Origin of the sequence: Acinetobacter sp. WCHA29, assembly GCF_002165335.1 — a bacterium.
Classification (GTDB): Bacteria; Pseudomonadota; Gammaproteobacteria; order Pseudomonadales; family Moraxellaceae; genus Acinetobacter.
In genome coordinates this window covers 119307-131354 of the sequence record NZ_NHRQ01000007.1, presented here as the reverse complement: position 1 = coordinate 131354, position 12048 = coordinate 119307, and the positions used below count along the sequence as shown (strand labels likewise).

8 protein-coding genes are annotated in these 12048 nt (G+C 39.9%); 3 read left to right on the top strand and 5 right to left on the bottom strand.

Annotation, left to right across the window (positions count from 1 at the left end):
- Nucleotides 1–430 precede the first annotated feature (430 nt).
- The 3 genes from CDG59_RS07470 to CDG59_RS07460 form a co-directional block, all read right to left on the bottom strand.
- The gene (locus CDG59_RS07470; RefSeq protein ID WP_087544559.1) at nt 431–2407 is read right to left on the bottom strand and encodes a BCCT family transporter; all 1977 of its coding nucleotides are present in this window, start codon (nt 2405–2407) and stop codon (nt 431–433) included.
- Between the two features lie 151 nt (nt 2408–2558).
- On the bottom strand, nt 2559–3254 hold the full coding sequence (locus CDG59_RS07465; protein ID WP_005155251.1) for an ion channel: 696 nt from the start codon (nt 3252–3254) through the stop codon (nt 2559–2561).
- Between the two features lie 45 nt (nt 3255–3299).
- Complete coding sequence (locus CDG59_RS07460) at nt 3300–3896, bottom strand: TetR/AcrR family transcriptional regulator (protein ID WP_087544557.1); 597 nt, start codon at nt 3894–3896, stop codon at nt 3300–3302.
- A gap of 85 nt (nt 3897–3981) precedes the next feature.
- Here CDG59_RS07460 and CDG59_RS07455 point away from each other — a divergent pair, with 85 nt between their 5' ends.
- Nucleotides 3982–5190 (top strand): oxygenase MpaB family protein, encoded by a 1209-nt coding sequence (locus CDG59_RS07455; RefSeq protein WP_087544555.1) that lies wholly within the window; start codon nt 3982–3984, stop codon nt 5188–5190.
- A gap of 51 nt (nt 5191–5241) precedes the next feature.
- Here CDG59_RS07455 and CDG59_RS07450 read toward each other — a convergent pair whose 3' ends face one another.
- Together CDG59_RS07450 and CDG59_RS07445 are read right to left on the bottom strand one after the other, a co-directional pair.
- A complete protein-coding gene (locus CDG59_RS07450; RefSeq protein ID WP_087544553.1) occupies nt 5242–6957 on the bottom strand; it encodes a cation acetate symporter in 1716 nt (571 codons plus the stop codon).
- 1 nt (nt 6958) lies between these two features.
- Entirely contained in the window at nt 6959–7291 is a 333-nt protein-coding gene (locus tag CDG59_RS07445) for a DUF485 domain-containing protein (protein WP_005155260.1), read from the bottom strand.
- Nucleotides 7292–7476: 185 nt separating this feature from the next.
- Here CDG59_RS07445 and CDG59_RS07440 point away from each other — a divergent pair, with 185 nt between their 5' ends.
- Both CDG59_RS07440 and CDG59_RS07435 read left to right on the top strand, forming a co-directional pair.
- Nucleotides 7477–10971 carry a PAS domain-containing hybrid sensor histidine kinase/response regulator gene (locus tag CDG59_RS07440; RefSeq protein WP_171295003.1) on the top strand — a complete coding sequence of 1165 codons (3495 nt, stop codon included), beginning with the start codon at nt 7477–7479 and terminating at the stop codon, nt 10969–10971.
- A 313-nt stretch (nt 10972–11284) separates the two neighbouring features.
- Nucleotides 11285–12046, top strand: coding sequence for a hypothetical protein (locus CDG59_RS07435; RefSeq protein WP_087544549.1), 762 nt, complete (start codon nt 11285–11287; stop codon nt 12044–12046).
- Nucleotides 12047–12048 lie beyond the last annotated feature (2 nt).

Genomic DNA, 12048 nt, shown 5'->3' with positions numbered 1-12048 from the left:
ACCTAACTAATCTAGCCAAATCCTTGTTTCTCAACAAGTTTTTATCTGCATCACCGCCGATGGATGTGCATTCTACAGCATTTCAAAACACACGCAAGCACTTTTAGAAAATTTAAAATTCGGTTGTTTTTTTTTTAAACTTCAACCTACCTAATTTACTGATTTATATAATTTAAAATTTATTAATTTTCTTAAAAGTGAATTTAATCAACATAAATAACTGTAATTTAATGACTTTTCAATAAATACGCTTTAATTATCAGCAAAAAACAACTTTATCTTTATGTTTAGCTTTTATTTTAAGCACCTTACTCTATGCAAAAATTTGTCTCTTATTCGATTGATGTTTGAAACTTCACCACCCAAAATAAAAACAACGGCTTTGATCGCTCAAAACCGTTGTTCTCAGTATTGCAATAAGTACTTTCTCTTAAGGAGTACTCCCTCTCACAATATTCAAGAAGTATAGATGACGTTCATATTGATCAATAATGTCTTGGATTAAATCTTCTTGCGTCCAATCCATCACATCATAGTTTTGTCCACCCTCTCTTAAAAAGACTTCTGCTTGAAAGTAATTGGCTTCATCTTCTTCTGCTCGTCCCAACATAAAGCTAGGTGGAACAGTGGCATGTGAAACCACTTTATAGATAAAGTTAATTTCATGGTGATGATCGACATGCAATTGCAGACCATTTTCGATTTCACGAATCTCCACTTCCACGTGACGGCGTTTGAATTCACGCTGAATACTTTCAAACGCTTTACGTACCTGTGTCTCGATATAGTGCTTAACTTCAGTTTCAGTATGCGGATAATGCATAATTAAACCTAAACGCTGCTGCCAACTGCGTGGATTATTGATGGCACGTGGAGTAATACGCGCCTCTTGAATGGCCTTCATTTTAGTGACATCTAACTTCAAGGCTTTGAGTAAGCTCCAACTCATCAGCAGCATAATAAAAGTAAAAGGCAATGCACTCATAATGATGGAAGATTGCAATGCCGATAGACCACCCACCAACAGCAGGATAATGGCCAATGCTGCCATCAACACCGTCCAAAACAATCTTTGCCATGTTGGAGAATTCTCGGTTTTAGCGGTGAGATAATCGGTAACCAGCGCACCCGAATCCGCAGATGTGACGAAAAAGAGCATCACCAATACCGTCGCCAATAAACTCATCACTCCTGAAAATGGCAAATGATTCAAAAATTCAAATAAAGCTACAGATGAATCGCTTTGTACTGCATGAATCAAACTGACATTATGCTCTTGCATAATATTGAACAGTGCAGCATTACCTAAAAAGCCCATCCAGATAATGGTAAACCCAGTCGGAATCAGTAATACACCCACAATAAACTCACGGATGGTTCGGCCGCGCGATACACGGGCAATAAACATCCCTACAAATGGCGACCATGAAATCCACCAAGCCCAATACATAATCGTCCAACCGCCAATCCAGCCATTCGGTTGATAAGCATAGAGGTTAAAGGTCATACCAAATAGGTTCGACATATACGAACCCATGTTTTGAATGGTCGTTTGTAGTAGATAGATACTTGGGCCAGCAATAAATACAAAGGCTAAAAGCACCAAAGCCAAGACAAGATTCAGCTCAGAAAGACGTTTTACGCCTTTATCCAAACCGAGAAATACTGACATTGAAGCGAGAATACTGACAAAGACAATCAAACCCACTTGGACTTGGCTACTTTGCTCCACTCCAAATAAATAATGTAAGCCAGAATTAATCTGAGTAACACCAAAACCTAAAGAGGTCGCTACCCCAAAAACCGTGCCAATGGTGGCAAAGGTATCAATCCCATCCCCCCAAGGGCCATAGATTTTCTTACCAATAATAGGGTATAAGGCGGAACGGGTTTTTAACGGCAGATTATGACGATAAGCAAAATAGGCCAAAGCCAATCCGACCACGGCGTAAATTGCCCATGCATGTAAACCCCAGTGGAAAAAGGTAATCCTTAAGGCTTGTTGTGCAGATGCGATACTTTCAGGATCACCACTCGGTGGGCTGACATAGTGCATCACAGGTTCTGCAACACCGAAGAACATCAAACCGATGCCCATACCTGCGGTAAACAGCATAGCAAACCAAGAACCATTGCTATATTCAGGTTGGCTATGATCTGGTCCTAATTTAATTTTGCCGCTGGCCGAACAGGCAATATAAATCAGTAAAATCAAAAACACCGCAACAGAGAGGACATAGAACCAACTAAAGGAATCTGTAATCCATTGCTTCAGTTGTTGTGTCAGAAATTCAAAGGAACTGGGTGCGATAATGACGATTGCGATAAAAATCGCAATGATAATCACCGTGCTTAAAAACACGTTTGGATTCACATTCGCAAACTGCGAAGATGGCTTGGAAGGCATAATTCCCCCATATTTTTTTAATGATAATGACAGACCCTAAGGGTCAAATAAGACATTCACATAGTGAATAAAAGCGAGTTCAGCGGTGTAAAACTCGATACTGATTATAAAAAATGTGAAAAATAAAGCAGTTGTAATGCTGTAACTGTATTTATTCTTTATCGCTCGATTGCTTAGGTAAATGGGCAATGTATTGTAATGCAATTAATCGAGAAACCACGACAGCGAGATACATCACCCCACCAAACATTTGTAGCATGGTTAATACTCTAGCGGCTGGGCTAATTGGCATCAAATCAGATAAACCCGTTGCTGATTGCAGACTAAAACTCAGAAATAATAAATCGAGCCAAACTTGTAAATCTTGTGGCTGATTTGGGTTTTGAAAACTATGGGGTAAAAGCAACTGGCAAATACTATATAAAAAGGCGAATGCCCAAGCGATGAGGGTAAAAACTGCACCTGCAGCAAATAATTCATCTTTGGTGAGATAACGATCTGCAAACATATAACGTAATAATCCATAAGCAGCATAAAAATACGCTAATGCTTCAAAACTATAAGCGATGATTTGGATTTTTGAATTGTCATAGCCAATAAAAATTAAAATTGAAAACAGAAAAGCACCACTGACAAAGACTAAGCCCCAAAATGTGAATACTGGTGTTTGGCGAATAACCTTGGCGATGATTAAGAGAGCTAAAACACCTAGTGACCAAGTTAAGGCACGATATTCACTATCTCCATAAGTCAACATCGCCATAACTAATAAGGCCAATTGCACCAACAACAACCACGCAGAAGGTAATAAACGAAAACTGCCCCAAAATTGTTTTAAGCTTTGCATGTTGTTTTCCATGTGATTGTTATGATTTTCATTAAGTTAATGGCATCACACCGTATCTAAAAAAGCAATAATCATTTTAGAGAGTTCTTGTTGCAAACGTTGTTCTTCAATTAAAAAGGTATTTTTACTGGCATAACGCATCATGGTAAATAAGGTACTGTTAATAATCACAAAAGACTTGTGTTTTAAAGTCTCAAAATCCCAATGGGGGTAATAACGTCCAAATAAGTACATACCCACTTCCAAGAAATGCTGCTCTAATACTTGTGCCGCTTCTGAATCACTATAGGCATGCCAATTTTTTAAGATTTCGATAAAGAAACCATGATCCGATTTCAATGATTCAAAACCAAAAGCGATACTTAATGTGATGATGTCTTGAATAGCTGTTTGTTGTTGGAGCATCACTAACTGCTTTAGTGCTTGCCCTAAATTTTCGCTTTTACGTAACAATAGTTCAGCAACAATCTGTTCTTTATTTTCAAAATATTGATAAATTGATCCGACACTTACCCCTGATTTTTCAGAAATTTTAGGTGTTGTTAATTGTAATACACCATATTCAGAAATACATTTTTGCGTTCCCTCCAGAATACTTTCGACAATCATTTTTGCACGTTGCTGCTGGGGTCTTTTTCTCATGTTCAGCCTTTATTAAAACGCGAATTGAATACGAATATTTATTCATATTAAGCTTTGATTAAATAACAATCAGGGGCTTTATGCAATGCAAAGCATCGTTAAACCTAAACGCTTAGCAGCGTTTGAAGACATGATTCAATCAAATATTAAAACCAAAATTCTTGGTTATATGACGCATCAACAAATTCAACCGAATTATCAAGAATATCTCTCCTTGAACACAGCGTTGCAAACTGGTGATGCGCCCATGGACCAACTACTGCTTTGGATACTTCAAAATCCAAAACTACATCGTAAGTACTTTGAAACTGCGCTATATCAAGGTCTTGAGAAATTACCACATGAGATTGCTGAACTGACTACCTTCTTCCAGTTAGTGGAACAAAAACCTGATTGGTACGACCAAGCCAAAGTCGATGAAGCACTTAAATTTACCTATCGCCTAGGCATCAATAACGGACTGATCCTACGAGATCTATCGCTAATGACAGGTTATTTGTACCCTGGTTTTAATCAACCTCTAGTCCTGACAGGTGCACTAAAAAAACAGGCGGGAACACGCTTAGCCGAAACAACTAAATGGTGGGTCGATATCACCGAGCAAGATGGGTTTGAACGTTTTAGCAAGGGCTTTACCTCAACGATTTTTGTGCGTTTTATTCATTCGCTGGTGCGTCATCAACTGCAAAAATCTGAAAAATGGGATGCTGAAACTTGGGGTTTGCCTATCAATCAATATGATCAGGCCATGACCAATATTGCCTTTAGCGGTGTGGTATTGCTGGGTATTCGGGCTTTGGGGATTTTTCCAAACAAGCAAGAAATTGACAGCTTTTTACATTTCTGGAAATACGCAGGCTGGTTGATGGGCATTGAAGAAAAATGGTTAGTGGATAATGAAGCTGATGGCTGGAAACTCATGTACTGGATGCAGTTTGCACATCCTCAATCTGATGAGAGCAGTATTTCTCTTGGCTCTAGTCTTTCCAAAGAACCCTTTGAACGGAAATATCGTTACCTACGCTCTTTTCAGCAAAAACTCGCCTATAAGCAACACCTCGAAATTACCCAGTTCTTTATTGGTCGCAAGAAAATGCAGAAATTGGGTTTAGCACCACAGTCAGCCTCATGGTTTGCTTATTATTTAATTGGTCGCAATCTAGCACTCTATACAGGTGCCAAACATATCCCAAAATTAAATCAACTGCTTGAAGAAAAAGGACGGCATTTGCAACGAATCGGTTTGTCACTCTATCGTCATCAAGCGCAACAACTGGCCAGTATGCATCAATAATAGAAAAAGCCCTCAAATGTTGAGGGCTTTAATTCTTAGGATTCGATCTACTTAGTGATCAGATGCACCAGAGATACCAATACCTGTTTGTGAACGAACAAACTGAGCATCGAACGCTTTACGCTCTTTCTCTGCACGAGCTGACTTGTCAGTGACTGAGAAGAACCAGCAGCAAAGGAAAGATAATGGCATCGCGAAAATTGCAGGACCATTGAATGGATTCACTGGGGTGTCTGAAATTTTCAACGTGTCAACCCAAACTGCTTTAGAAAGAATGATCAGGGTTACCGCAGTCACTAGACCAACAATACCGCCAATGACTGCACCACGAGTCGTTAAACCTTTCCAGAACATAGACAATACGAGTATTGGGAAGTTTGCACAACAAGCCACTGAGAATGCCAAACCAACCATGAACGCAACGTTTTGTTTTTCGAACAAAATCCCTAGAATCATGGCAAAGATTGCTAGACCTAAAGTCGCAATTTTTGACATACGTAATTCAGATTGAGGCGTAGTTTGACCTTTTTTGAATACGTTTGCATATAAGTCATGTGAAATCGCAGAAGCACCTGAAAGTGTTAAGCCAGCAACTACAGCAAGGATTGTTGCAAATGCAACTGCTGAAATGAAGCCCATGAACAAGTCGCCACCAACTGCATCACTTAAGTGAACCGCAGCCATGTTGTTACCACCAACCAACTCTAATTTACCTGTTACCGCTGCTTTAGCGACATCAAGGAACTGAGGGTTGTTAGAAACGAATAAGATCGCACCGAAACCGATAATGAAGGTGAGCAGATAGAAGTAACCAATGAAACCTGTTGCAACTACAACTGATTTACGAGCTTCTTTCGCATCTTTAACAGTGAAGAAGCGCATTAAGATATGTGGTAAGCCTGCTGTACCAAACATTAATGCAAGACCAAGTGATAACGCATCAATCGGGTTTGCAGCCAATTTACCAGGCCCCATGATTTTTGCAGCTTCATCCCAGCTAATGCTATGAGATTGGCTATAGACACCAATCGCTTGATTGAACATGTTTGAGAAACTAAAGCCAACAGCTTTCATCACCATGAATGCCATGAATGTTGCGCCACTGAGTAACATTACGGCTTTAATGATTTGTACCCAAGTGGTTGCTAACATACCACCAAAAATTACGTATGCCATCATCAACAAACCGACGATTACAACCGCAATATTATAGTTCAAACCAAAAAGTAATTTGATTAACTGACCTGCTCCTACCATTTGAGCAATCAGATAAAATGCAACCACAACTAAAGAACTTAATGCAGCTAAGGTACGAACTGGTTTTTCTTCCAAACGGAAAGAAACTACATCAGAAAGATTATATTTACCTAAGTTACGTAAACGTTCAGCAACAAGGAAAAGTACGATTGGCCAACCGACCATGAAACCAAGTGAATAGAGCAAACCATCAAAGCCTGAACTGAACACAAGTGCTGAAATACCGAGGAACGATGCGGCTGACATATAGTCACCTGCAATCGCTAAACCATTTTGGAAGCCACTAATTCCACCACCTGCGGTATAGAAATCAGCTGTATTCGTGGTTTGTTTTGCTGCCCACTTAGTAATAAACAAAGTGAAACCAACAAAAATGGTGAACATGATGATTGCATGCCAGTTCGTTGCCTGTTGCTCTGCTGCACCTAAATCAGGGCCAGCAAATGCAACTTGAGAACAACATAGGCTTGCAAGCGCGAACAGTTTCGCTTTGAATGACGTCCCTTTCATCTCAGTGCATCCCTTTTTCATGTGTGATTGCCTCAACTTCCTTGAGAGCCTCTTCATTCAACTGATCCAGTTTATTATTGGCGATGTATGAATAGACACCACACAATAAAAATGACAGTACGATAATGCCTAAACCGAGGGGCATGCCCCATGTTGTTACACCACCACTAAAAGAACTTGCTAGGAACTCTTTGTTATAGCCAACTAAAAGCATAAATCCGACATAGATAAACAACATGATTGCTGTTAATGTCCAACTTAATGTACGTTTTTTGCTGACCATTTCTTGAAACTTTGGATTGTGTAGAATGCGTTCTACCTGTGAGTCATCCATCATTAACTCCTTATTTTTGTGTCCAGCCGTGGACCCCTTTTTTACTAGGGATTTTTCATTATTTAAATTAACAAGATTATGCTTGACTCGTAACTTAGACTTTGGTCTCTAAATACAAATCTCTGCTCATAACCCTTTTGATGCTTCGGGTATGATAGAAAATGGAGTTTGATCACGTGAGCAATATGAACAATTGGCTTATTATTGGGGCACTTGCCCTATATATCGCGCTGTTATTCGGCTGTGCTTTTTTTGGCGAAAAACATGCCAGTCGCTTAAGTACACGTGGTCGCATGTTGATGTTCAGCTTAACCTTAGGCGTATATTGCTCATCTTGGACATTCTACGGCGCAACAGGTGCAGCTGTCCGTGAAGGTATTATTTTCTTACCAATTTATTTAGGACCATTACTTTTTATTTGGTTTGGTTACGACATTTGGAAACGGTTAGGACGGATTCGTCAGCATCATGCCATTTCTTCAATTGCCGATTTCGTTGCTGCCCGATATGGCAAAAGCGGTAGTCTCGCAGCCTTAGTCACTATTCTTGCAGTGATTGCAATTATCCCTTATCTCGCTTTGCAATTAAGAGCGATTGCATTGAGTGCCTCCGTTGTACTCGAACAGAATGCACATGTTCATACCAGCACAAATAGTGTGTTATTACTTACAGCAGTACTTGCGATTTTGGCTATGATTTTTGGCACGCGGCATATTGCACATACTGAACAGCACGGCGGCTTAATGCTTGCAGTCGCTTTTGAATCTTTTGTAAAACTGTTTGCATTACTTAGCGTTGCAGTTTTTTTCTTATTCCAATCCCCCGAAAATATCAAACAAGTCAGCAATGATGTCACTCAACATTTTCAAGATTTGCAACAATTAGGGGTTCCTGAAACCTTCTGGGTACAAACCTTACTCGCTGCGCTAGCTATGATTTGTTTACCACGACAGTTTCATGTTGCCGTAGTCGAATTACGTGATGAAAAACATATTCGTGGGGCCAGACGCTGGTTTGCAGCTTATTTAATTTTAACAATTATGGCGATTATTCCTATCGCCAGTTGGGCGTTACACTCCCTCCCAGATACATTAGGTACACCTGATATTGCGGTATTGGCGCTCCCTCTAAGTTATCAGCAAGATTGGTTGGCATTACTCGCTTTTTTAGGTGGTTTCTCTGCTTCAACAGGTATGTTACTGGTTGCCTCCGTCGCACTTTCTATCATGCTCAGTAATGATTTAATTATGCCTGCTTTATGGCACTTTAAGATTATCTCTCGACATGATCAACAATTACCAAAAGTACTCAAACTAACTCGAAGAATTAGTATTATCAGTGTGATGTTACTGGGTTTTTTATTCTTCCACTTTTTTAATGACATTAATCAATTATCAGTATTTGGCCTATTGGCTTTTAGCGCAGTTGCGCAATTTTCGCCAGCACTCATTGGTGGTTTATATTGGCGTGGTGCAAGCCGTCAAGGTGTCTACGTTGGTCTGATCGTAGGCTTCATCATGTGGAGCTACACACTGCTCTTTCCTACTTTGTTACGTAGTCTCCCAGAACAATATCAAGCGTTCGCACAACATTTATTATTGTTTGGACCTTTCGATATTAATAGCTTACGTCCAGAAGCTTTACTTGGTTTTGAATCTTTTGCACCATTGACCCATGGTGTCATGTGGTCTTTGGGACTGAATATTATTTGCTATATTTGGGGGTCTCGTTTGTATCGCCCAAGTGTTGCGGAACAGATTCAGGCTGAAAGCTTTTTCTACTATGAAAGCAAACCGTTACCCTCTACACAGACAAATCTTGATTTAACCGATTTACCACAAAATGCAGCACGGCTCAAAGTTGGCGATTTATTGGCGCTGGCTAAACGAATTACAGGTGATCGCCCTACGACACAAGCATTCCAGCAATTTTGTGAACAAAATCATGTCGTACTCAATGAAAATCATGTTGCAAATGGCATGTGGTGGCGCTTCACTGAACAATACTTGGCAGGCATTATTGGTGCTGCATCAGCACGTACTTTACTCACCACCGCCATGATCAACAATGGATTAGCATTGGGGCAAGTCGCGAATATTCTCGATCAAGCTTCACAATGGCAACGCTTTAACCAAAATCTTTTGATGACCATGATCGACCACATGACTCAAGGGGTAAGTGTTGTTGATAAAAATATGTGTTTGGTTGCATGGAATAATCAATATCTTACCTTATTTGATTATCCTAAAGACCTCGTTTATGTCGGTTGTCCAATTGCAGATTTAATTCGATATAACGCAGAACGTGGAGAATGTGGACCCGGTTCAGTTGAAGAACATGTCCGTAAACGAATTCACTGGATGAAAGTCGGTAGCGCCCATGAATTTGAACGTATTCGTAAAGATGGCTTGGTCATTCAAATGCGCGGTAATCCTATTGAGGGTGGAGGATTCGTCACAACCTTCGCCGATATTACTGCGTTCCGCGAAAATGAAGCGATTCTTGAAGAAAGAGTGAGTGATCGAACTCAACAGCTTGCAAATGCACTAGCTGAACAGCAACTTGCCCGTGAACAAGCCGATAAAGCCAATCAATCTAAAAGTCGATTTTTGGCAGCGGCCAGTCACGATTTGCTGCAACCGATGCATGCAGCACGTTTGTTCAGTACGGCGTTGGAACAGAGTGTCAGCTCAGCTGAAGATCAACAAACCTTACAACAACTTGATCGCGCACTGTATGGTGCTGAAAGCATGCTCTCTGCCCTACTCGATATTGCCCGTTTAGAAGGTGGAACCATCCAACCAAAACGCCAAGCCTATTCATTACATGACTTATTGAGTGATCTTGAACTTCAGTTCAAATCAATTGCAGCGCAGCGTAATATTCAATTGTCTGTGCACGATACCCGATTCTGGGTTGATACCGATCCACAATGGATGCGACGAATTATTCAAAATTTCGTTAGTAATGCACTGCGTTATACAGCACAAGGTCGTGTCGTTGTTGGTGTATTACGTTCTGCACAAAGACCAAACCATATTCGAATCGGTGTTTGGGATACAGGACCTGGCATCAATGAACAACAACGGGTGAAATTATTCCAAGAATTTGAGCGTTGCGGGCATACCTCCCCTTGGGGTGAACAAGGACTTGGGCTTGGTCTCGCGATTGTTCAACGTATGACCAGCCTGCTGGATTTCCCAGTGCATGTCTACTCAGAATTAGGTAAAGGTTCTTGCTTTATGATCGAAGTACCGCTCGCCGAAGCACCAAAAATTCAAGCGACTACATCGCATGTGACCGCACTGCAACATACAGCATATAAAGTGCTTTGTTTAGACAATGATGAAACTATTTTACAAGGTATGCGGACTTTATTAAGCAAATGGGGCTATCAAATTTTTACCGCGACTGAACCGTCGGAAGCACTAAAACTAATTGAACAAGAAGATATTCAAGTGTGGTTAATCGATCAGCATTTAAATCATGATCAACGGGGATTAGATTTTATTGAACAATATCGCCCTGCACACATTCCAGTCGCATTAATTACAGCAGATTCTGATCCTGAGTTGCCTCAATATTTGAAACAGCAAAATATTGTTCTATTGAAAAAACCGCTCAAACCTGCGGGTTTACGTGCGTGGCTTTCTGCTTTAAAAATTATGCCAATGAGCTAAATGGCAAAATATTTTGAAACATAGGCAAAAACCATCAAAAAAAGCGCATTAAAATGACAATAAATTGACCAAAATGCTCAAAAATTTATTGGCTATGGCAAAAACGTTCACTTACACTAGTGAACGTTTGTACACTTACTTACAATTAATTAAGATATTGTTTTTGTTAATAAATATTACCACAAAAACCACATATACAACTTTAGTCGTATTCTACTTGTTTTCTGAATCACGCATAAATTGATCAAAATGATAGGAACCTATGTCTTTGCTGTTTTAGGTTTCTAACACAATCGCCATAAAGGACATGATCATGAATAGCAATCAAGCCACTTCAGAACATAACGAGTTACAGTTTTATCGCCAATACAGTGCAAATGCATTATTACCAGAGCTCAACTGGCAGGATATTTTTGTACAGAGCAACTTAGATGATACTCATCTAAAAGCATTGAATACACTTTATCAAGCAGCCGTCCCCCTTGCCCTCAATGTATTCCATGAGCTGAATTTTGATGTATTTGCACCAGCAGCTTATCAACCACAAGGTCTAGGACTATTTGAAAAACTAGCGTTACAAGAACAAAAATTCTTGGATGTATTAGAAACAGAATCCGCTCATTTGGATCATGAAACTCGTCATCAAATGTGGAGTATGCTACTTCGTGGTGGTGCCGTGTTGGTCTTTAAAGCATGGTTAGGTCATGTCAAAGATGGCGAAAATCAACTGGATAAAAGTCAGTTCGATGAACTATCAGATTTATTATTTATTAAAACTCGCCCAGAGCAATTAGCACAACGTTTAAACGTAGATGCCAATGCAGAACTGACACACATTTTTTTGATGCATGAAAACGATGTATTTTTAGATCATTTCAATAGCTTGGAAACAGCGGCTTTATTTGTAGATTTAGGTGTGTATGACGCTGCTTTCTTAAGTTTACGTGATGATCGCGTCGCAGAATATCTCATCGCAAAAAACTATGTAACTCAAGAACAAATTGATGATTTACAGTGCGCACTAAATCCATTGTATTGCGATAGCTTGATGCCAAAACAAGACTGTTTGGCTTAATT